The sequence below is a fragment of the Mesorhizobium sp. WSM3862 genome, from assembly GCF_002294985.1.
In the GTDB taxonomy this organism is placed as follows: domain Bacteria; phylum Pseudomonadota; class Alphaproteobacteria; order Rhizobiales; family Rhizobiaceae; genus Mesorhizobium.
In genome coordinates, this window is record NZ_NSGE01000004.1 from 218,320 (window position 1) to 238,733 (window position 20,414).

General features: G+C 64.7%; 20 protein-coding genes. 11 read left to right on the forward strand and 9 right to left on the reverse strand.

Annotation, left to right across the window (positions count from 1 at the left end; translation table 11 throughout):
- Positions 1 to 167 precede the first annotated feature (167 nt).
- Both rplT and rpmI read right to left on the reverse strand, forming a co-directional pair.
- Complete coding sequence (gene rplT, locus CK224_RS13445) at positions 168 to 569, reverse strand: 50S ribosomal protein L20 (protein ID WP_040968947.1); 402 nt, start codon at positions 567 to 569, stop codon at positions 168 to 170.
- A gap of 37 nt (positions 570 to 606) precedes the next feature.
- Positions 607 to 810: a 50S ribosomal protein L35 gene (gene rpmI / locus CK224_RS13450; protein WP_027166935.1), complete on the reverse strand. Its 204-nt coding sequence runs from the start codon at positions 808 to 810 to the stop codon at positions 607 to 609.
- Between the two features lie 320 nt (positions 811 to 1,130).
- Between rpmI and CK224_RS13455 the strand changes: the two genes are divergently transcribed.
- Complete coding sequence (locus CK224_RS13455; protein ID WP_141245811.1) at positions 1,131 to 1,562, forward strand: hypothetical protein; 432 nt, start codon at positions 1,131 to 1,133, stop codon at positions 1,560 to 1,562.
- Between the two features lie 43 nt (positions 1,563 to 1,605).
- Here CK224_RS13455 and CK224_RS13460 read toward each other — a convergent pair whose 3' ends face one another.
- Together CK224_RS13460 and infC are read right to left on the reverse strand one after the other, a co-directional pair.
- Positions 1,606 to 2,253 carry an isoprenylcysteine carboxylmethyltransferase family protein gene (locus CK224_RS13460; protein WP_095776868.1) on the reverse strand — a complete coding sequence of 216 codons (648 nt, stop codon included), beginning with the start codon at positions 2,251 to 2,253 and terminating at the stop codon, positions 1,606 to 1,608.
- A gap of 280 nt (positions 2,254 to 2,533) precedes the next feature.
- Positions 2,534 to 3,070 (reverse strand): translation initiation factor IF-3, encoded by a 537-nt coding sequence (gene infC, locus CK224_RS13465; RefSeq protein WP_067003282.1) that lies wholly within the window; start codon positions 3,068 to 3,070, stop codon positions 2,534 to 2,536.
- Between the two features lie 214 nt (positions 3,071 to 3,284).
- Here infC and CK224_RS13470 point away from each other — a divergent pair, with 214 nt between their 5' ends.
- The 4 genes from CK224_RS13470 (at position 3,285) to CK224_RS13485 (ending at position 6,676) form a co-directional block, all read left to right on the forward strand.
- Positions 3,285 to 4,055, forward strand: coding sequence for an alpha/beta hydrolase (locus CK224_RS13470; protein ID WP_095782367.1), 771 nt, complete (start codon positions 3,285 to 3,287; stop codon positions 4,053 to 4,055).
- Positions 4,056 to 4,057: 2 nt separating this feature from the next.
- Complete coding sequence (locus tag CK224_RS13475; protein WP_082980726.1) at positions 4,058 to 5,200, forward strand: benzoate/H(+) symporter BenE family transporter; 1,143 nt, start codon at positions 4,058 to 4,060, stop codon at positions 5,198 to 5,200.
- Positions 5,201 to 5,316: 116 nt separating this feature from the next.
- Entirely contained in the window at positions 5,317 to 5,799 is a 483-nt protein-coding gene (locus CK224_RS13480) for a DUF2852 domain-containing protein (RefSeq protein WP_095782112.1), read from the forward strand.
- A 118-nt stretch (positions 5,800 to 5,917) separates the two neighbouring features.
- Entirely contained in the window at positions 5,918 to 6,676 is a 759-nt protein-coding gene (locus CK224_RS13485) for a M48 family metallopeptidase (RefSeq protein WP_067002950.1), read from the forward strand.
- A 44-nt stretch (positions 6,677 to 6,720) separates the two neighbouring features.
- Here the strand turns inward: CK224_RS13485 and CK224_RS13490 are convergent, their stop codons facing one another.
- The gene (locus tag CK224_RS13490) at positions 6,721 to 6,939 is read right to left on the reverse strand and encodes a hypothetical protein (protein WP_095782113.1); all 219 of its coding nucleotides are present in this window, start codon (positions 6,937 to 6,939) and stop codon (positions 6,721 to 6,723) included.
- 110 nt (positions 6,940 to 7,049) lie between these two features.
- Here CK224_RS13490 and CK224_RS13495 point away from each other — a divergent pair, with 110 nt between their 5' ends.
- The 6 genes from CK224_RS13495 to CK224_RS13520 all read left to right on the forward strand — a co-directional run bounded on the left by CK224_RS13495 (position 7,050) and on the right by CK224_RS13520 (position 12,909).
- A complete protein-coding gene (locus tag CK224_RS13495; protein WP_095782368.1) occupies positions 7,050 to 7,709 on the forward strand; it encodes a phosphoribosylanthranilate isomerase in 660 nt (219 codons plus the stop codon).
- A 91-nt stretch (positions 7,710 to 7,800) separates the two neighbouring features.
- The gene (gene trpB / locus CK224_RS13500; RefSeq protein WP_095782114.1) at positions 7,801 to 9,051 is read left to right on the forward strand and encodes a tryptophan synthase subunit beta; all 1,251 of its coding nucleotides are present in this window, start codon (positions 7,801 to 7,803) and stop codon (positions 9,049 to 9,051) included.
- 2 nt (positions 9,052 to 9,053) lie between these two features.
- A complete protein-coding gene (trpA, locus tag CK224_RS13505; RefSeq protein WP_095782115.1) occupies positions 9,054 to 9,893 on the forward strand; it encodes a tryptophan synthase subunit alpha in 840 nt (279 codons plus the stop codon).
- 97 nt (positions 9,894 to 9,990) lie between these two features.
- A complete protein-coding gene (accD, locus tag CK224_RS13510; protein WP_067002939.1) occupies positions 9,991 to 10,917 on the forward strand; it encodes an acetyl-CoA carboxylase, carboxyltransferase subunit beta in 927 nt (308 codons plus the stop codon).
- Positions 10,918 to 11,134: 217 nt separating this feature from the next.
- Positions 11,135 to 12,460 (forward strand): folylpolyglutamate synthase/dihydrofolate synthase family protein, encoded by a 1,326-nt coding sequence (locus CK224_RS13515; protein ID WP_095782116.1) that lies wholly within the window; start codon positions 11,135 to 11,137, stop codon positions 12,458 to 12,460.
- Positions 12,461 to 12,489: 29 nt separating this feature from the next.
- Positions 12,490 to 12,909 (forward strand): VOC family protein, encoded by a 420-nt coding sequence (locus tag CK224_RS13520; RefSeq protein ID WP_095782117.1) that lies wholly within the window; start codon positions 12,490 to 12,492, stop codon positions 12,907 to 12,909.
- Positions 12,910 to 12,927: 18 nt separating this feature from the next.
- On the opposite strand, the gene CK224_RS13525 is transcribed toward CK224_RS13520, so the two are convergent.
- The 4 genes from CK224_RS13525 to addB all read right to left on the reverse strand — a co-directional run bounded on the left by CK224_RS13525 (position 12,928) and on the right by addB (position 20,365).
- On the reverse strand, positions 12,928 to 13,209 hold the full coding sequence (locus CK224_RS13525) for a cupin domain-containing protein (protein ID WP_095776877.1): 282 nt from the start codon (positions 13,207 to 13,209) through the stop codon (positions 12,928 to 12,930).
- A gap of 129 nt (positions 13,210 to 13,338) precedes the next feature.
- A complete protein-coding gene (trxA, locus tag CK224_RS13530) occupies positions 13,339 to 13,662 on the reverse strand; it encodes a thioredoxin (RefSeq protein ID WP_095782118.1) in 324 nt (107 codons plus the stop codon).
- A gap of 74 nt (positions 13,663 to 13,736) precedes the next feature.
- Complete coding sequence (gene addA, locus CK224_RS13535) at positions 13,737 to 17,249, reverse strand: double-strand break repair helicase AddA (RefSeq protein WP_095782119.1); 3,513 nt, start codon at positions 17,247 to 17,249, stop codon at positions 13,737 to 13,739.
- Positions 17,246 to 20,365 carry a double-strand break repair protein AddB gene (addB, locus tag CK224_RS13540; protein ID WP_095782120.1) on the reverse strand — a complete coding sequence of 1,040 codons (3,120 nt, stop codon included), beginning with the start codon at positions 20,363 to 20,365 and terminating at the stop codon, positions 17,246 to 17,248. Before addB ends, addA begins: the two co-directional genes overlap by 4 nt.
- Positions 20,366 to 20,414: the final 49 nt, after the last annotated feature.

Below are 20,414 nucleotides of genomic sequence, written 5' to 3' on the forward strand. Positions count from 1 at the left end.
TCAAGATTTCCAGCGGTGGCGTTCACGGCGAAACTCTCTCGATCGGGCAACCACCGGGGTTCGGCGCGTCACCAATTTGGTTGCATCAGGCATAAGAAAAACCCGCGCCAGCCGTGCCAGCGCGGGTTCCCCAAAATCAGAATAGCGAATGCTTGGGAAGCGCTGGCTTAGGCGACAGCGCTCTCAAAAGCATTCGGCGTGGTGTTCTTCAGATATTCGAGCGCCACCTTGGCCTTGGCCACAAGGGCTGCGAAAGCCTGCGGCTCGTGGATGGCCATGTCCGAAAGGACCTTGCGGTCGATCTCGATGCCGGCCTTGTTGAGGCCGTCGATGAAGCGGCCATAGGTCAGGCCGTGCTCATGCACCGCTGCATTGATGCGCTGGATCCACAGCGCGCGGAACGAGCGCTTGCGGTTCTTGCGGTCGCGATAGGCGTACTGCAGCGACTTTTCCACCGCCTGCTTGGCGATGCGGATGGTGTTCTTGCGACGGCCGTAGAAGCCCTTGGCGGCTTTCAGGACCTTCTTGTGCTTGGCGTGGGCGGTGACGCCTCTCTTTACGCGTGCCATGTCATGATCTCCTTAAACGCTGTTCCGGACCGAATGCTTAAAGGCCGTTCGGCAGAAAATTCTTGATGACCTTCTTGCCGTCCGGTTCAGCCAGAACCATCGTGCCGCGGGCATCGCGAATGAACTTGTTGGAACGCTTGATCATGCCGTGGCGCTTGCCGGCGGCAGCCGACAGCACCTTGCCGGTGGCGGTAATCTTGAACCGCTTCTTGGCGGCCGATTTGGTCTTCATCTTGGGCATTTTGCTACTCCGTATTGGTAGCGCACCATCGCGCTTCTTTTCTCGCTTCGGGCCGACCAAAGCCCGAAAAGCAAATGAAACCGCCACGGCATGCCCTGCCGGGCGGTTTTTGTTTTTTGCTCTGCGTATCTTGCTTTCCGTAAATCAGAGATGATTTCCGGGCCGATACGCGGAACGGCGGTCCTATAGATCAAACAGGGCTCGTGCGCAACACCTCACGCCATGCGGTAGTGTCTCAGTTTGAAATATGCGCTTCCGCCTAAGGGTTATCGCCTGCGCCGAACTCCTATGTACTTACCGCAAAGCACAAGACGCTGAAGATGACGCCGGCAATGGCCGCTGGCGTGTCCAAGACGCTCTGGTCGATGGACGACCATTGCGCGAAGATGGACGCCGTTGCTCCGAAGCCGGGCAAGCGCGGTCCCTACGGGAAAAGTACGAAAGGCCAAATGAGCATCCACGTATTGAAAATCATAGCCTGCGCGAACAGGCACACCCAGTATCCCGATGGGGAACGCCACGCACTTTTGGTCTACATCAATGCCTACGACTTGGGGACTGCACTCTCATCATCACCACGGTTTCTGGCCGAATGCGGATGGGAGCTGATCGAGGTAAGAGGCTCGAAAAGGCTGGAAATCGAAATTTCTTCGATCAGCGACGAACCGTTGCGAAACGCAGCTGCGACTGCGGTCCAAGAGGGTTACGGTATCGTCGTCTATGCGACTCCGATTGCTGATCTCAATTCCTAATTTCAAACTGAGACACTACCCGCCCCGCGGCGCGCTTTCCCGTTCAGGGCAGCGTGAACCACACCGGCAGCACCCCCGACTGCTGCGCGCCGTCGATCAGTTCGAAGGCCGGCAGCGCCACCAGGAACACCAGCCCGTCGAGCAGCGTGTTCAACAGCAGGCGCGGCTTGAAGCTGCCGGTGTCGCCTTCCTGGTAGAGTGAAAGCTTCGGAAAGAAGCGAGGCACGCGCGCCAGATAGGCTTTGTAGGGAGCGCCGAGGACTTCCTTGAGATAGCGCTCCTCGCGCAGGATGACGACGTGGAAGGCGCCGGCGCAAAGGACCGCGAAGAGGATGATGCCGGAAAACGAGCCGATCTGCGCGCCAACGCCGGCTGCCGCCACGGTCGAGAACAGATAGAGCGGGTTGCGGGTGATCGAATAGGGCCCGCCGGTGACCACTTCGGAGGATTTGCGGCCGCCGATGTAGAGCGTCGACCACAAGCGCCCGACGATGCCCAGGAAGATCAGGAGCACGCCGAACATCTCGATCGTCTCGTGCACGGGCGTCTCGGGAGGGAACGTCGACTGGCCGAAAAGGAGTGCCGCAAACAGCACCACGATGAGCACCGCCAGTACGATGCGGCGCATATACTGGTAGCCGCCCAACCCTTCTATCTGGTTGTCGGTCGGGATCTTTGTTTCATCGACCATGGCCAATCCGATCGTCGTGTTTTGATCGCGATCGGGAACACCCGATCGTCGATTTGCTCGCGATCAAAGAGCTCGATCGTCGAGGAGCCGGCGATCGGATAGAAAAACAGGCGCCCCCGCCGATCGTCGGGTCGCCCCTGCGCGGCAATTCAGGCGGATTTTGGAGCACCAAGCAGCGGCGGCCGGTCAATTCTCCTTCGCGAAACCGTGATCGGCGCGACAGTTTGCGGCGATCGCGCCGGAATGGCTCCAGGACGGAAAGGAAACGTGAGGCGCACCGTCAGCGGGGCGCCAGCACCATCATCATCTGTCGGCCTTCGAGCTTCGGCTCGGCCTCGACCTTGGCGATCGGCGCGACTTCCTCGCGCACCTTGTTCAGGAGCTGCATGCCGAGTTCCATATGCGCCATTTCGCGGCCGCGGAAACGCAGCGTCAGCTTGACCTTGTCGCCGTCCTCGAAGAAGCGCCGCACGGCCTTCATCTTGGTCTCGTAGTCATGGCTGTCGATGTTCGGGCGCATCTTGATCTCCTTGATCTCGATGACCTTCTGGTTCTTGCGCGCCTCGGCCGCCTTCTTCTGGTTGGCGTATTTCAGCTTGCCGAGATCGAGGATCTTGACGACGGGCGGCTGCGCGTTGGGCGATATCTCGACGAGATCCAGCCCGGCCTCTTCGGCCAGCAGCAGCGCGTCGTTGATGGAAACTTCGCCACGGTTGTGGCCTTCTGCGTCGATGAGCTGGACCCGGGGCACCCGGATGTCTCGGTTGGAGCGCGGACCGTCCTTGGTCGGGGCCGCTGCTTTGAAAGGTCTGCGAATGGTCGTGGTCTCCTCGGCCGTTTCGTTCAGGGTTTCTTTGAGTTCAATCGCTTGGACGCGCCTATGTGGTGAGCGCGCGGCCGGAGTCAATAGCACAGCCTCGCCAGGAAATCACCTCAAAGCTTGCCATTGCCTGCACCAAGCAAAGAAAAGGTGCGAGCACTTTTCCGCGAACCGCCGGATGTGCCAAAAGACCGGCCGGAAGGACGAGGTCATGGACGCCAGCGCACCAGTTTTCATCGACGTGAACGGAACGCAGATCGCTGTCAGGCAGGCGCTGGGCTCAGCGCCGGGCATCGTCTGGCTGGGCGGCTACAAGTCCGACATGCTGGGCACCAAGGCCGAGGCGCTGTCGGCCTGGGCGAGCCGCGAAGGCCGCGCCTATCTGCGCCACGACTATTCCGGCCACGGCGAATCGGGCGGCGAATTCGCCGAGGGCACGATCTCGAAATGGCTGGCCGAGAGCCTCGCCGTCTTTCGCCGCTTCAGCAAGGGCAAGCAGATCCTGGTCGGCTCCTCGATGGGGGCGTGGATTGCGCTGCGCATGGTGCAGGAATTGCGCAAGGCCGGCGACGACCGCATCGCCGGCCTGGTGCTGCTTGCGCCGGCGCCCGACTTTACCGTCGAGCTGATCGAGCCGGTGCTGACCAGGGCGCAGAAGCGCGACCTTTCGAAAAAGGGATTTTTCGAGGAACCGTCCGACTATTCCGCCGAGCCCTATATCTACACGCGCGCGCTGATCGAGGACGGCCGCGCGAACCGGGTGATGACCGGGCCGATCGACACTCATTGCCCGGTACATATCGTGCAGGGTCTCGCCGATCCCGACGTGCCTTCCGGTCATGCGCTGAAGCTCGCCGCACTGCTGCCGGCCGATGACGTCACGCTGTCGCTTATCCCCGACGGCGATCATCGCCTCTCCCGCCCGGAGGATCTCGACATGCTCAACCGCGCCGTCGGCGACCTGATCCAGCGAGTTTCATAAGCATGCGCATTTCCATCCCGATATCCGCCTTCGTTGCGGCCATCGTCGGCTTTGGCGGCACTTTGGCCATCGTCATTGCCGCCGCCAAGGCGATCGGCGCCACTCAGATCGAGACCGCGAGCGGGGTGACGGCGATCTGCCTGGCCATGGCCATCGAATGCCTGTGGCTGTCCTGGCGCACGAAAATGCCGGTCATCACCGCCTGGTCAACGCCGGGCCTGGCGCTGATCGCGGCCTCCAGCGGCTTCACCATGGCGCAAGCCGTCGGCGCTTTCATCGTCACCGGCATCCTCTTGATCGCCACCGGCCTGTTCAAGCCGCTGACCCGGCTGATCGCGCAGATTCCGGCCTCGGTGGCGTCCGGCATGCTGGCCGGCATCCTGGTCGGCTTCGGCATCAACGCGGTCAAGGCCATTCCCGCCGATCCGTGGCTGATCCTGCCGCTGATCGCCGCCTTCTTCGTCATCCGGCTGTTCAACCCGGCGGTTTCGGTCCTTGTCGTGCTGATCGGCGGCGGCCTTGCCGCCTTCCTCACCGGCCGCGTCGGCGGCCTGCCGGCGCCGGAATTGTCGACACTGACGCTGATCGCTCCGCAGTTCACCGTTTCGGCGATCATTGGCCTGGCCTTGCCGCTCTACCTCGTCACCATGGCCTCGCAGAACCTCTCCGGTCTCGCGGTGCTGAAAGCCGCCGGCTACCACCCGGAACCTGGCCCGCTGATCGGCGTCACCGGGCTGTTCTCGCTGCTCTCGGCGCCGTTCGGCGCCTCGACGACCAATCTGGCGGCGATCTCCGCGGCGATCTGCACCGGCCCGGATGTCCATCCGGATCCCGCCGAGCGCTGGAAGACGGGGCCGTTCTATGCGCTCGCCTATCTGGTCTTCGCCATCTTCGGCGCTTCGCTGGTGGCGATCTTCGCCGTCCTGCCGCAGAGCCTGATCGTGCTGGTCGCCGGCCTGGCGCTGATGGCGCCTTTAGCCAACGCGCTCTCGATCGCGCTCCATGATGCGGGCGAGCGCATGCCGGCCACGCTCACCTTTGCGGTGACGGCCTCAGGGCTCACCTTGTTCGGCGTCGGCGCGGCTTTTTGGGGGCTGGTCGCCGGAATGGCAGTGCTTTTCCTCGAGAAACTCAAAAAGCGATAATCATTTCAGGCCTTTCGCCGGTTTTGGCCGGACTTGCCTTGAATCGCCGATTTCGCCTTCCCATTTCGATTCCACGCAGCCGGTTTGGCTGTCTCCAACGGAAGGATTGGGAGAAAATGAACACAAGTGCATTGATCCGTCCGGCCTGGACGCCGGCGACCATCGCGCTGATGGTGATCGGCTTCATGGTGTTCTGGCCGCTGGGCTTCGCCATGCTTGCCTACATCATCTGGGGCGACCGGCTCGAAGGCTTCAAGCGCGATGTCAACCGCGCCACCGACGGCATCTTCGCCGGCTGCCGCCGTGGCTCGGAAAAGGCGGCCCGCTGGGGCCATGGCTCGTCCCGCACCGGCAACGTCGCTTTCGACGACTGGCGCGAGAAGGAACTCGAACGCCTCGCCGAGGAGCGCCGCAAGCTCGACGAGATGCTGAACGAGTTCGACGAGTATGCCCGCGAGCTGCGCCGTGCCAAGGACCAGGAAGAGTTCGACCGCTTCATGGCCGAGCGTAACAACCGGACCGCGCCGACCACGACGAGTGGTCCAACCGGAGCGACGGGGCCGAAGCGCGGCAAGGGGTCGAACCTCCTTGACGACTGAGCCTCAATCATAAGGCTCGGCCGACATGCGGCGTCGCGCGAGCGGCGCCGTTTCTTTTTTGTTCTCCATGTAGCCTCACTCTACTGGTCGTTTTTCTCGAATCGCGTATCGTCCGGCCATGACCCTCGGCTTCTTTCGCAATCTGACCAAGCCAGAACCCAAGCCCGTCGTGGAGCGCGAGCATTGCGTCGCCGGCCGCACCCTGCCGCTCAAAATCGTCGAGAGCGCGAGGGCCCGGCGGTTGACGCTGCGTATCGATTCCGGCGGCCAGGGGCTGCGCATAACCGTGCCGCCCGGCTTGCGCCGCGGCGAGGTGGAGAAGTTCCTCGACCGCCATCAGGACTGGCTGGAGCAGCGCCTGGCCAAGGTGCCGATGCGCCCGCAGGTGCGGCCCGGCATCAAGATCCCGATCCGCGGCGTGCCGCACCGCATCGTCCATGAGCCGGCGAAACGCGGCACCGTCACCATCGCGCGCGACGAGCGCGGCCCGCTGCTCATCATCCATGGCGAGCGTGTCCACCTGCCGCGCCGCATCGCCGATTATCTGAAACGCGAGGCCAAGCGCGAGATCGAGAAGCTGGTGGTCAAGCACACCGAGGCGATCGGCAAGCGCGCCAAGGCGATCCGCTACAAGGATACCTCCAGCCGCTGGGGGTCATGCACCTCGGAGGGCAATCTGTCCTTCTCGTGGCGCATCATGATGGCGCCGCCGCCGGTCATCAATTACCTGGTGGCGCATGAGGTCGCGCATCTGAAAGAGATGAACCACGGACCGAAATTCTGGAAGCTGTGCGAAAAGCTCTGCCCCGACACCGATCGCTGCAAGGACTGGCTGAAGCGCAACGGCGGCGCGCTGCAGGCGATCGTGTTTGAGTAGGCGTCGCCCTGGCACCCGTATAGCTGGCGGCCCACCGCAGCCGCTCAATCGTCATTCGCCGCGTTGAGTTCCTCCGGCCGCAGCCCTTCCTCACTCGCATGCGGCCACGGCAGAAAATTCCGGTCGAACGCGTCGCTGCCGAAATAGTCGAGCGCCCGGTGCGCCTCGGCGCCGTTGAAAGCGGACTTGTCCATCAGATGCACGATCACCTCGCGCGCCTGCGCGATCTTCTGCCTGAGTTCGGCGACGGTCTTGTCGGTCATGATCTTTCTGCTCCCGCCTGTGTCCCTACTCGAAAGGTAGCGCTTTCCGTCGGCCCGGCAACGGCATGCTTTTTCTCGACTCTTGCGGCTTTTCGTGCCAATCCCGCGCCATGACGCTCGACATCAAGATCTGCGGATTGAAGACCGACGCCGCGATGGCCGCCGCGCTCGCTGGCGGGGCCAGCCATGTCGGCTTCATCTTCTTTGCCAAAAGCCCGCGCTTCGTCCATCCGGCCGAGGCCGGCCGTCTGCGCCAGGCGGCCATCGGCAAGGCCAAGGCGGTTGCCGTCACCGTGGATGCGGATGATGCCCTTCTCGACGAGATTGTCGCGAGGATGCAGCCGGATATGCTGCAACTGCATGGTTCCGAAACGCCGGTGCAGGTGGCCGAGCTCAAGACCCGCTACGGCCTGCCGGTGATGAAGGTGCTGTCGGTCAGCGAAGCCGCGGATCTCGAGCGGATAAAGCCCTATGTCGGCGTTGCCGACCGCGTCATGTTCGACGCCAAGCCGCCCCAGGGATCGCAATTGCCGGGCGGCAACGGCGTCGCCTTCGACTGGCGCATCCTTGCCGGCCTTGACGCCGGCCTCGATTACATGCTTTCCGGAGGGCTCAACGCCGCCAATGTCGGCGATGCCCTCAGACTGGCCAATCCGCCCGGGATAGACATCTCCTCCGGCGTGGAGAGCGCTCCGGGCGTCAAGGATCCGGCGCTGATCGAGCAGTTTTTCCGGGCCGTCAGGGCCGCGCGCGACGACCGCGCCGCCTGAGGAAGTTTTCAAACCCGAGCATGTCCCGGAAAAGTGGGAACCGGTTTTCCGATAAGGACGTGCTCAGAAGCAAAGACTCAGGAGATCGGCGATGAACAGGCCGGCTATGCCCAATTCCTTCCGCACCGGGCCCGACGAGCAGGGCATGTTCGGCATTTTCGGCGGCCGCTTCGTCGCCGAGACGCTGATGCCGCTGATCCTCGATCTCGAAGAGCAGTGGAACAAGGCCAAGAATGATCCGGAGTTCAAGGCGGAGCTGGAGAACCTTTCGACCCATTATGCCGGTAGACCGTCGAAGCTCTATTTCGCCGAGGGCCTGACAAGGTATCTTCGGGAGGTTTCCTCGGCGAAGGGCCTCGGGGGCGGCGCCAAGGTCTATTTCAAGCGCGAGGACCTGAACCACACCGGCTCGCACAAGATCAACAATTGCCTCGGCCAGATCCTGCTCGCCAAGCGCATGGGCAAGAAGCGCATCATTGCCGAGACCGGTGCCGGCCAGCATGGTGTCGCTTCCGCCACGGTCGCTGCGCGCTTCGGCTATCCCTGCGTGGTTTACATGGGTGCAACCGACGTCGCCCGCCAGAGCCCGAACGTCTTTCGCATGAAGCTGCTCGGCGCCGAGGTTCGCCCGGTCACCGCCGGCCACGGCACGCTGAAGGACGCGATGAACGAGGCGCTGCGTGACTGGGTCACCAATGTCGAGGACACCTATTATCTGATCGGCACCGCCGCCGGCCCGCATCCCTATCCGGAGCTGGTGCGCGACTTCCAGTCGGTGATCGGCACGGAAGCACGCGCCCAGATGCTGGAGCAGGAGGGCCGGCTGCCCGACGTCATCATCGCCGCCGTCGGCGGCGGCTCCAACGCTATCGGCCTGTTCCACCCCTTCCTCGACGACAAGGATGTGCGCATCATCGGCATCGAGGCCGGCGGTCGCGGCCTCGACGGCGTCGAGCACTGCGCCTCGATGAATGCCGGCGCGCCGGGCGTGCTGCACGGCAACCGCACCTATCTCTTGCAGAATGCGGACGGCCAGATTCTCGACGGCCATTCGATCTCGGCCGGTCTCGATTATCCGGGCGTCGGGCCCGAGCATGCCTGGCTGCGCGATTCGGGCCGCGTCGAATATGAGCCGATCCTCGACGAGGAGGCGCTGGAGGCCTTCCAACTGACGACCCGCGTCGAAGGCATCATCCCGGCGCTGGAATCGGCGCACGCCATCGCGCATGCGATGAAGATCGTACCGAAAATGGACACGGACCAGATCGTCATCGTCAACCTGTCCGGCCGCGGCGACAAGGACGTGCACACGGTGGCCAAGATGCTGGGCATGGAGATCTGACAATGACGACCCGCATCGACCGCCGCATGGCGAAGCTCAAATCCGAGGGCCGTCCGGCTTTCGTCACCTACTTCATGGGCGGCGATCCGGATTACGACACTTCGCTCGCTATCATGAAGGCGCTTCCCGGCGCCGGCAGCGATGTCATCGAGCTCGGCATGCCTTTCTCCGATCCGATGGCCGACGGCCCGGCCATTCAGGCGGCGGGTCTCAGGGCGCTGAAAGGCGGTCAGACGCTGGTCAAGACGCTGAAGATGGCGTCCGAATTCCGCGCCGGCGACGACGAAACGCCGATCGTGCTGATGGGCTACTACAACCCGATCTACGTTTACGGTGTCGATCGCTTCCTGGCCGACGCCAAGGCGAGCGGCATCGACGGCCTGATCGTTGTCGACCTGCCGCCGGAAATGGACGAGGAGCTCTGCGTTCCGGCGCTGAAGGCGGGCATCAATTTCATCCGCCTGGCGACGCCGACCACCGACGACAAGCGCCTGCCGAAGGTGCTCGAGAACACCTCCGGCTTCGTCTACTACGTATCGATGACGGGCATCACCGGCTCGGCCTTGGCCGACACTGCCAAGGTGTCGGCGGCGGTCAAACGGATCAAGGGTCACACCGCGCTGCCCGTCTGCGTCGGTTTTGGCGTCAAGACAGCGGAGCAGGCGCGTACCATCGGCGCCTCCGCGGACGGCGTCGTCGTCGGCACGGCGATTGTCAACGCGGTCGCCAATGTGCTCGGGCCCAAGGGCGAGAAGACCGCCGATCCGGCCGAAGCGGTCGCCACGCTGGTCAGCGGGCTTGCCCAGGGCGTCCGCTCGGCCCGCCTTGCTGCCGCCGAATAGTCTGATTATTTGTTTTTACGCAATTCCGGACGGAAAACCGCCACACACTTTTCCTGGAATTGCTGGACGTCTCTTCGTCGGGACAGGAGCCGAAGCGATGAACTGGATCACCAACTACGTTCGACCGAAGATCAATTCGATGCTCGGACGGCGCACCGACATGCCGGAAAATCTCTGGATCAAGGATCCCGAGACCGGCGAGATGATCTTCCACAAGGACCTCGAATCCAACCAGTTCGTCATCCCGTCTTCCGGCCACCATATGAAGATCTCGGCCAAGGAGCGGCTGAAATACTTCTTCGACGACGGCAGATACGAGACGCTGGAAAACCCCAAGGTCGTGCAGGATCCGCTGAAGTTCCGCGATGAGAAGCGCTACACCGATCGGCTGAAAGAGGCGAAGGCCAAGACAAGCCTCGAGGACGCGATTCTTAACGCAGTCGGCACCATCGAAGGCCTGCCGGTGGTGGTTACCGTGCAGGATTTCGCCTTCATGGGCGGCTCGCTCGGCATGGCCGCGGGCGAAGCCATCGTCCATGCCTTCGAGGTCGCTTTGCAGCGCAGGCGGCCGCTGATCCTGTTCGCCGCCTCGGGCGGCGCCCGCATGCAGGAAGGCATCCTCTCGCTGATGCAATTGCCGCGCACCACGGTAGGCGTCGACCGGCTGAAGGAAGCCGGTCTGCCCTATATCGTCGTGCTGACCAACCCTACCACCGGCGGCGTGACCGCGTCCTATGCCATGCTGGGCGACGTTCACATCGCCGAGCCCGGCGCGCTGATCGGCTTCGCCGGGCCGCGCGTCATCGAGCAGACGATCCGCGAGAAACTCCCCGATGGCTTCCAGCGCGCCGAATATCTGATGGAACACGGCATGGTCGACATGGTGGTCTCGCGTCTGGAGATGCGCTCGACCATCGCACGACTGTTGAAGATGCTGCTCAAGACCCCAGTGGCCGAGACGCCATTGGAGCCTGAGATCCTGCCGCCGGCGGTCGTCAACGCCGAATCCCGGCCGCAGGCCTGACGCGACATCGTTTGCCGCCCACCGCGATTGCGCCAGCTGCGCTGCGCAGTAGCTGTTTGCGCATGATCCCTTTCCAAAACCGATCCCGGTTTTCGGGCTCATGCGCCAGAGCAATTCCAGCAAGAGTGCGCAGCGGTTTTGCGTCCGGAATTGCACACGAACGAAAAGCATTGAAGGCGATCCTGTTCTTTCGCCGCAAATGCTCTAGGATTCCGCCATGACAACGCTCGCCGCCGCTCGTGAAATCGAACATCTGATGACGCTCCATCCGAAAGGTTTCGACCTTTCGCTGGACCGCATCGCCCGCCTGCTCGAGCGTCTCGGCAACCCGCAGGACCGGCTGCCGCCGGTCATCCACATCGCCGGCACCAACGGCAAGGGCTCTTGCGCCGCCTTCTCGCGGGCGCTGCTGGAGGCGGCCGGTCATCTCGTCCACGTGCACACCTCGCCGCATCTGGTAAACTGGCACGAGCGCTACCGGCTGGCCGCCGAGGGCGGCGGCAAGCTGGTCGACGACGATGTCTTTGCCGAGGCCATCGCGCGCGTCGCCAAGGCCAATCAGGGCCAGAAGATCACCGTTTTCGAGATCCTCACCGCCGTCACCTTCATCCTGTTTTCCGAGCATCCGGCCGAGGCGGCGATCATCGAGGTCGGGCTCGGCGGCCGCTTCGATGCCACCAATGTCATTTCCCGGCCTGCCGTTTCGGTGATCATGCCGGTGTCGATGGATCACGAAGCCTATCTCGGCGACCGCGTTGAGCTGATCGCGGCCGAAAAGGCCGGCATCATGAAGCGCGGCTGCCCGGTGGTGATCGGCGCGCAGGAAAGCGAGACCGCGCTGGAGGTGCTGATCGAGACCGCCGAGCGGCTGGATTGCCCGACTGTCGTCTACGGTCAGGATTTCCTGGCCTTCGAGGAGAACGGCCGCATGGTCTATCAGGACGAGGACGGTCTGATGGACCTGCCGCTGCCGCGCCTGCCCGGTCGGCATCAGTTCGCCAATGCCGCCGCGGCGATCGCCGCGGTCAAGGCCGCCGGCTTCGAGATCAGCCATCGCGCTGCCGAAAAAGCGATGACCAGTGCCGCCTGGCCGGCCCGGATGCAGAAGCTGACGCAGGGCAGGCTGGTTGAGCTTGCCCCAAAGGGCGCCGAGATCTGGCTCGACGGCGGTCACAATCCGGGCGCCGGCGTCGTCATCGCCGAAGCGCTGGCCGAGCAGGAGGAAAAGAACCCGCGCCCGCTGATCCTCATCTCCGGCATGATCAACACTAAGGACCAGACCGGCTACTTCAGCGCTTTCAAGGGACTGGCCCGTCACGTCTACACGGTGCCGGTGAGCAAGAGCGATGCCGGCGTGCCGAATGACGAGCTCGCGCTGCGCGCCACCGAGGCCGGCCTGTCGGCCGAGCCGGTCAACTCCGTCGCCGATGCGCTGATGCTGTTGCGCGACAGCTGGGACGGTCCGGCGCCGCGCATCCTCATCGGCGGCTCGCTCTATTTCGCCGGCGCTGTGCTGGACGAGAACGGCACGCCGCCGACCTGATAGCGCCGAGGCAGTCGCGAGGAGCAATCGTGATCAAGGTGAACCAGCTGGCCCATGTCTGCATCTTCGCGCATGACCTTGAGGCGACGCGCGGCTTCTACCGGGATGTGCTCGGCATGGACACGCAGTTCAACTTCCTGCGCGACGGCAAGATCTTCGGTTTCTATCTCGATTGCGGCGGCCGCAGCCATGTCGAGGTGTTCGAGAAGGCCGAAGCCCGCTACAGCGAGGCGAACCAGATCAACCACTTCTGCCTGGAGGTGGAAGACATGGACGCCGCGATCACCCATATCCGGTCGCAAGGGGTCGAGGTCACGGCGAAGAAGCTCGCTTGCGACGGCACCTGGCAGGCCTGGATCAAAGACCCCAACGGCGTGAAGATCGAGCTGTTCGAATACACGGCCAAAAGCGCGCAATTCATCGGCGGCGATCGCGTCGCCGATTGGTAGCGGCGCCTGCCTCGAAGGTTATTTCAGCTCGATCTCGATGAAGGCATATTCGCCGTCATTGGCGTTGATGACGTCGTGCTCGACGCCTTCCCGGCGGAAGTAGGGCGCGCCTTGCTTCATCTCTGCGAAGGATTCGCCGTCGTTGGTCACCAGCTTCACCTTGCCGTCCATCAGCGGCACGACGACATAGTCGTGGCCATGGCGGTGCCAGCCGGTGTTGGCGCCCGGGGCGAAGCGGTATTCGGTGACGATCACGCGCTCATTGTCGACGTGAACTGTGGCCTTGGCTGTTCCGGTCATGTGGGGCTCCTTTTCTTAAGGAAAGGAGATGGCCGCCCGAAGCGTCAGGGCCAGAGTGCCGTCAGCGATGGCGCCAAGAAAAAGCCCGGCGCAATGGCCGGGCTCGATCTCTCTAATATTCGGATTGGCTCAGGCGAGGCTGCCATTGATCCAGTGCGACAGTGCGGTCTTCGGTGCCGCACCCACCTTCATGTCGGCCACTTCGCCACCCTTGAAGATCATCAGCGTCGGGATCGAGCGCACGCCGTACTGGGCGGCCAACTCGGGATTCTCGTCGATGTTGAGCTTGGCGACCTTCACCTTCGAGCCGAGCTCCTTGGCGATGTCTTCCAACGCCGGGGCGATCATCTTGCACGGACCGCACCACTCGGCCCAGAAATCCACCACGACCGGCTCCTTGGCATTGAGCACATCGGCCTGGAAATTGCCCTTGTCGACCTTGATGGTGGCCATGCTGAAATCCTTTCGAAAACTCGGGTTGCACCAAATGTGGTGGCTGTGGTGGCGATGTTCAAGCAGTTCTTGTGTCACGCTCCCGTGAGTCGGGCAAGGGCACCGTCCATGGCCGCTGCCGGCAGCTCGATCAGGCGCGGCGCCTCGGTGAACAGCAGCGCGGCCGTCACCGTGCGGCCCGGATAGAGCGGCTGAAGCAGCGCGCGGTAGAGCGCAAGCTGCAGGACATAGGCCGGCGGCACTTCGGCCAGGCTGGCCGGCGCCGGCCGGTTGGTCTTGTAGTCGACGATCGAGACCGTTTCCGCGGTGACGGCCAGCCGGTCGATCTTGCCGGAGATCGAGCGCAGCCTGCCCTTCACCTCCAGGCTGCCCATGACGGCGACTTCCGCCCGCGAGGACGGCGAGAACAGCGCCCCGAAGCTTCTGTCGGACAGGATGGAAAGCACGGCTTCCAGCGCGGTGTCGCGCTCTTCAGCCGGCCAGTCGGCGCCGGCGCGCGCCAGATAGCGTTCGGCCGCGCTCCGCCTCCCGTCCTCGGCGATGCCGGGCAGCATCTGCAGCAATTTGTGCAGTGCCAGCCCGCGCATCACCGCAAAGCCTGGTTCGGTTTCCGCGTCGAGCACCGGCGAGCGCGTGTCGGGCAAGCTTTCCGTCGCTTCGTCGATCAGCGCCGAGGCGCCTGAAGGCGAGAGCGGTCGCGGTAAGTCCTCATAGGGCGGGAGCGGCCGGAACAGGTCGTCCGGCAGCGGCGCGGCATGATTGAACGGTATCGTCTCCTCAGCCTGATTGAGCGCCATCGGCGGCAGCTTGGTCATATGGAAGCGATGTACTGCCACATCGGGTGTCGCCGGATGCCGCCGTTCAGCGCTTTCCGGCGCACCCAGCAGTGCCCGGCTGACGATCGAATGCCAGGTGCCGGTGCTCGGCGCGCGCTTGCCGTGATAGCCGCAGACGATCAGCCGGTCCTCGGCGCGCGTCATGCCGACATAGAGCAGCCGCCGGTATTCGTCGTCGGCAAGCTCGCGCGCCCGCGCCGAGGCCGCTTTCGAAACGCCGTTGGCGACATCACTCGCCGAGCGCCAGAGATAGCCCTTGCCCTTCCAATCAGCGCCCGAGCTTTCGAAGGCCATCAGCCGCGGCAGGTGCTGGTCGCTGAACGGCGCCGAGCCGCCGTCGACCAGGAAGACGACCGGCGCCTCCAGGCCCTTGGCGGCGTGCACGGTCATGACGCGCACCTCGTTGCGGGTCTGGTCCATCTCGCGCTTGATCTCCGGCCCGCTGTTTTCCAGCGTCGAGAGGAAGGATTCCAGCCCCGGCAGGCCGATACGTTCCTCAGCCAGGCAGAAACTCAGGAACTCGTCGAGGATGTCGCCGGCTTCCGGCCCGAGCCGGGCCGTCATCTTGCGGCGCAGGCCGTCACGCGAAAGCGCGGCGGCATAGAATTCGAAGACCGGCTTGAACGCCACCTCAGTCGCCCAGCCATCGAGCCGGCTAACAACGGCAGCCAAGGCCTCGTCTCCGCCGGCATGCTGCCGGAGTGATGCGATCAGCGACTGGCCCTTTGGCCGCTCGCCGGCGAGCGTGAGCAACGTCTCCTCGGAAACCTCGAAGATCGGGCTGCGCAGCACGGCGGCCAGGGACAGGTCGTCCTCCGGCTGAATCAAAAAATGGCCGAGCGCGATCAGGTCCTGCACGGCGATATGGCCGGGAAGGCTCAGCCTGTCGGCGCCGGCGACCGGGATCTGCCGGTTCTTGAGGCTGCGCGACAGCGCGTGCACGAAGCTATCGCGCTTGCGCACCAGCACCAGGATGTCGCCGGCGGTCAGCTTGCGGCCCTTGCCTTCGATGGCCTCGCCGTGGCGCAGCCAGTTCTGGATCGTCGTTGCCACATGTTCGGCCACGCGCACGGCGGGCGCGCTGGCGTGGTTGACCGGCAAGGTCCAGTCGTCGGGCTCTTCGACCATTTCGGCGCCGATCGAGGGCCACACCTCGACATAGCCCGGCGCATCGGTGCGGATCGCCTTGTGGCTGAGCGGATCGGGATCGTGGCTGATGCCGCGCCGCACGCCTGGTTCGGCGAAGACGCGGTCGACGGCGGCGAGCACGTCGTCGCTCGAGCGGAACGACCAGGTGAGCTTCAGGTCGGCAAACGAAGCCTCCGCGTCGCGCACCCGCCCGGCAAACAAAAGCCGGCTTTCGGCAAAGGAATCGGGCGCTGCGCCTTGAAAGGAGTAGATCGACTGTTTCTCGTCGCCTACGGCGAACACGGTGCGCCGCACCGTCTCGCGCTGGCCGAGCCCGGCGAAGAATTCTTCCGTCAGCTTCTTCACCACTTCCCACTGGTCGGGACTGGTGTCCTGCGCCTCGTCGAGCAGGATATGGTCGATGCCCTGGTCGAGCTTGAACTGCACCCACGGCCCGGCATCGGGCCGCGACAGCAGGCTGACCGTGCGGGTGATCAAATCGTTGAAGTCGAGGAAACCGCGGCTTCGCTTCAACTGCTCGTAGCGGGCGATCAGCCAACCGGCGACGGTGAGCGCGGCGGCCGTGCCTTCGAGCATGCGGAACAGCGCCAGCCGGTCCGATACATCGAGGATCGCCTTGGCCGCCGCGAGATAGCGCTCGGGCAGGTCGGGCAGCCTGTCGACCAGCGCTTTCTTGAAGATCTTCGGTGGATCGTAAGGGTCGCCATCGGAGCGCAGAAATGCCTTGGCGAGCAGTCGCAGTCGCCTGATCGGATCGGCTTCGGCAAAAGCGGTCTGCGCATAGGGCAGCACGTTGTTCAGCACTTGCCGCGCGTCGGCGGCTTCGGCGGCGCGCGCGAATTCAGCGAACTGGCTCGGCCCAAAGCCCGGCAGCGGCCAGACCGAAGCGGCAATGCCGGCTGCCGTCTGTCCGGGTTTGAAGCCGAATTCGGCGAACAGCAGCCGGAATTCCCGGTCCCTGCCCAGCTTTTCGATAAAGGCGCGCAGTTCGTCGCGCTTGCCGACGATCTCGGAGAGCAGCATGTCGAGCCCGAATTCGCCGCCGCGCTCCAGCAGCGTGGCAAAGGCTTCCGCCAGGCCTTCGACACCGGCGCCGGCACCCGAAATCATGTCGCGGCGCGCATCCGCGAAAAGCGAGGCCTCCATCTGCGGATCGAGCATGTCGAAATGCGCCGGGATGTTGGCTTCCAGCGGGAACTGATGCAGCACCGATTCGCAGAAGGCGTGGATGGTCTGAATTTTCAGGCCACCCGGCGTTTCCAGCGCCTCGGCAAACAATCGGCGCGCGCGCCGCATCGTATCGCGGTCGGCCGCCCGCCCGTCGAGCTCCGCGATCCGTGTCGCAAGCTCGGCGTCTGGAAGCGCCGTCCACTCCGACAACGTCGAGAACACGCGGTTCGACATGTTGGCGGCGGCGGCGCGCGTGTAGGTCAGGCACAGGATCTTCGACGGATCGGTGCCGTTGAGCAGAAGCCGGATGACGCGTTGCGCCAGCACATGGGTCTTGCCCGAGCCGGCATTGGCCGAGACCCAGGCGGAATTTTGCGGATCGGAAGCGCGCGCCTGGCTGGCGGCGGTGTCGGAGGGGATCGGATATCTCATCCTTCCGCCTCGTCCTCGCTTGCGCCGCCGGCCGACCATTCCAGCACGCGCGCCAGATGGTCGTAGTCGCCATCGGCCTCGCCTTCGCGGAACGGCAGCGCGCGTGACAGATAGCCGGTGGTCGGGTCAGCATAGTGGAAGAGCAGCCTTTCCAGCCGCGCCCACGCTTCCTCGGCAAGCTCGTTGGCGGTCTTCGGCTTGCGGTTGTATTCGAGGATCGATTCCTCGAACACCTCGCCGTTCGGCTTCAGCCGCACGAAGGCAAGCTGCGAGGGCTCGCAGATGCCGAGCTCCTTGAAGGCGCCCCGTCGAAGAAGCGCGCCCTCGAGTGCCAGCTGCGGCGACAGAAGCGTATGCGCCTGCGCCTTCGAAGGCGAGGAACCGGTCTTGTAGTCGAGGATGTCGGCCATGCCGCCGGCGAGAAGGTCGACCCGGTCGGCATAGCCCGAAAGCGTGATGCCGGTGCGGCCGACAACGGTCTTTTCGGCGCGTTCCTCGGCATAGCGCCGGGCGACGGCGTCGGCGCGGGTATGCTCCCATTCGATGATGTTTTCCGCGAGCTTTTCGAAGCGCGGCCACCACACCGCCTCGATATCGGGCGGAAGTGCCGCGTCGGCAAAGCACGCGCGACCGGCCTCGATGAGGGCTGCCAGCGCGCCCGGCGCCCTCGGATCTTCCACCCTTCGCGAAAACAAATGCAGGATTTCGTGGAACAGCGTGCCGCGTTCGGCAGCACCGGGGTCGCGGATCACCGGGTCGAGCGGCATCAGGCCGAGAATCCGCCTGGCATAGATCGCATAGGGGTCGCGGCGCAGCGTCTCGATCTCGGTGACCGAGAAATGCTGTGGCCGCAGGTGCAGCGGCGGCTTCGGCTGTGGGCGGGACGCGAAGTCCTTCCTGTCGCCGGCATCGAGCGCGCGCGCCCAGGCAAGCAGCGCGTCGCCGCGCCGGCGAACTGCCGTCGCCTGGTCCTTGCCGATGAAGGTGAGGATGCGCTGCAGCCAGCGCGACGGCACTGCCGGCGCGTCGCCGGATCGGGCCGAGCGGGTCAGCACCACCGTTTCAGTACCCATCGCAATCTGGAAATCATGCGCGGCAAGGCCGATGCGCCGCTCCGGCGGCTCGAGATCGATGCCGGTCTTCATCAGCCGCGACATGAACCGGTCGCTCTCGGGCTTGCGCGGCCAGACCCCTTCATTGAGGCCGCCGATGACCAGCGTGTCGACGCTTTGCAGGCGAGCTTCCAGCGCGCCCCAGATGGCGATGTTGCGGTCGGTGCCTTGCGCCGGCTTGACCGTTTCCGGCGCGATCAGCGCCTCCATCACGTCGGGCCATTCGCCCGCATCGAACTTAAACGGCGATGACGCGGCAACGAGCCCGCGCAGCAGATCGGCCAGCTTCTCGCCGGCGTCGCCGGCGTAGAGGCCGGTCAGGCTGCCATCGGCCGCGCGGCCGAGACCTTCCAGCGCCACGACGCTCGCCCGCGTCAATGTCGCGATATCGGCATCCTTCTCGCCGCGCATCGCCGTGAGCGGGGATAGCGCATCGGTGAGGCGATTGAGCACGCCCCGCGCCTGTTCGATGCCGCGTACCGTGAGGCGCTGGAACCAGAAGGGCTGACGGCTGTCGCCGCCAAGGCCCGCGAGCCGCGTCTCGAAAAGCGCGTCGAGGGAAGCGACGTCCGGCCGGCCGGTGCCGCCGCGCAGCGCCACCAGCTCGATCAGCTCGGCAGCCTTGCGCACGCTCTGGCGTTCGAGACCGAGGCCAAGCAACGGATGCTTGAGCAGCGACAATAGACCCACCGGATCGCCTGGCCGGAATGCTGCGCCTACCGCCAGTCTGAGCAGGCTGGCGGCCGGCGTGTTGGCTAGCGGCGTGCCTCCGGAATCGTCAGCGACGACGCCGAAGCGTAGCAGCTCGGCCGAGACGCGTCGCGCCAGGGCGCGGTCGCCGGTGACGAGTGCCGCGCGCTTGTCCGGCATTTCCACTGCGCGCTTTAGCGCAATGGCAATCGCTGCCGCCTCGTCGCGCTCATTGGCAGCCTCGACCAGCGTCACGCCGGCCAGCGCCTGCTCGACATCGCTGACCGGGAAACGCGGCCGCGACTCCGTCCAAAGCTCGGTGGTCTCGGCCGGCCGCAGCGCCTCGCCGACAAGGGCGGCGCGTAATGCAAGCGGTCTTGACGCAGCGCCGATCTCCTCGACATCGCGGCGCTCAATGCCAATGCTGCCGATCAGCTTGGCGAGGCCGTATTGTGGGTGACCAAGTGTTGCCGGCCGCGCGCCGGGCGCGGTTATCGCCGCGAAGGACGCGTCGTCGAGCTCACGGTCGAGCCCGGGCAGCACGACGGCGCCGTTCGGCAAGCCGGCGATCACGGCAAGCAACTCGGCCGTGGCTGGAATGGAGCCGGTCGAACCGGCGGCGATCACCGGTCCGGTCGGCGGACTGCGCTTCAGCCGCGCCGCTTCCAGCCGGATCAGCGCGCTGCGGTGCGCGGCCGGATTAGAGCGGTCACGCTCTTTGAGCAACTCCGGCCAGTTGTCGGTGACGATGCCGAGGAAATCGAGCGTCACCTGCCACCAGCCCGCAAGGTTGCCGGTGACCAGCGTGGCGAGCTTCGCCCAATCCGTCCCCTCGGTGTCGATCTCGTCCATCAGCCGGGCAAGGTCGCGCGAAAGCCAAATGGCGTCGGCGGCCGAGGTCGGGACGACGAACTCCTCGTTGAAGCGAGCCTTGACATGCGCCGGCAGGCTTTCCTTCCAGGCGCGCACCAGCGGCGCCAGCAACAGCAGCCTTTCCTGCGCGGCGATCGGCGGTGCGAGGTCTATTGCCGGTGCCGCCTCGGCATCAAAGGCGGCCTCGTCCTCGTCGAACTCGCCGAGCGGCCGCACCGTCGGCAAGATGGCCGAGCGTCTGCCGAGCATGTCGACGAAGGCGCCGCGCAGGGCGCGCGCCGCGCGCCGCGTCGGCACATAGATGGTCGCATCGGCCAGCGCCAGCGGCTCGCCGTCGAAGCGGAAGGTTGGGATCAGGCGGCCTTCGAGCAACGCCTCCGCCAGCGTCGGCAGGAACGGCGCTCCGGACGGGATGGAAAAGACGCGGCGCGAGCCGCTCATACCGCATTAGATCTTTGTGCGCCCGTTTGGGCGCACAAACGACGATCTA

Coding starts and splice junctions, on each gene's coding strand:
- rplT (WP_040968947.1), bottom strand. CDS start 569: ATGGCACGCGTAAAGAGAGGCGTCACCGCCCACGCCAAGCACAAGAAG.
- rpmI (WP_027166935.1), bottom strand. CDS start 810: ATGCCCAAGATGAAGACCAAATCGGCCGCCAAGAAGCGGTTCAAGATT.
- CK224_RS13455 (WP_141245811.1), top strand. CDS start 1,131: ATGACGCCGGCAATGGCCGCTGGCGTGTCCAAGACGCTCTGGTCGATG.
- CK224_RS13460 (WP_095776868.1), bottom strand. CDS start 2,253: ATGGTCGATGAAACAAAGATCCCGACCGACAACCAGATAGAAGGGTTG.
- CK224_RS13470 (WP_095782367.1), top strand. CDS start 3,285: ATGGACGCCAGCGCACCAGTTTTCATCGACGTGAACGGAACGCAGATC.
- CK224_RS13475 (WP_082980726.1), top strand. CDS start 4,058: ATGCGCATTTCCATCCCGATATCCGCCTTCGTTGCGGCCATCGTCGGC.
- CK224_RS13480 (WP_095782112.1), top strand. CDS start 5,317: ATGAACACAAGTGCATTGATCCGTCCGGCCTGGACGCCGGCGACCATC.
- CK224_RS13485 (WP_067002950.1), top strand. CDS start 5,918: ATGACCCTCGGCTTCTTTCGCAATCTGACCAAGCCAGAACCCAAGCCC.
- CK224_RS13490 (WP_095782113.1), bottom strand. CDS start 6,939: ATGACCGACAAGACCGTCGCCGAACTCAGGCAGAAGATCGCGCAGGCG.
- CK224_RS13495 (WP_095782368.1), top strand. CDS start 7,050: ATGACGCTCGACATCAAGATCTGCGGATTGAAGACCGACGCCGCGATG.
- trpB (WP_095782114.1), top strand. CDS start 7,801: ATGAACAGGCCGGCTATGCCCAATTCCTTCCGCACCGGGCCCGACGAG.
- trpA (WP_095782115.1), top strand. CDS start 9,054: ATGACGACCCGCATCGACCGCCGCATGGCGAAGCTCAAATCCGAGGGC.
- accD (WP_067002939.1), top strand. CDS start 9,991: ATGAACTGGATCACCAACTACGTTCGACCGAAGATCAATTCGATGCTC.
- CK224_RS13515 (WP_095782116.1), top strand. CDS start 11,135: ATGACAACGCTCGCCGCCGCTCGTGAAATCGAACATCTGATGACGCTC.
- CK224_RS13525 (WP_095776877.1), bottom strand. CDS start 13,209: ATGACCGGAACAGCCAAGGCCACAGTTCACGTCGACAATGAGCGCGTG.
- trxA (WP_095782118.1), bottom strand. CDS start 13,662: ATGGCCACCATCAAGGTCGACAAGGGCAATTTCCAGGCCGATGTGCTC.
- addA (WP_095782119.1), bottom strand. CDS start 17,249: ATGAGATATCCGATCCCCTCCGACACCGCCGCCAGCCAGGCGCGCGCT.
- addB (WP_095782120.1), bottom strand. CDS start 20,365: ATGAGCGGCTCGCGCCGCGTCTTTTCCATCCCGTCCGGAGCGCCGTTC.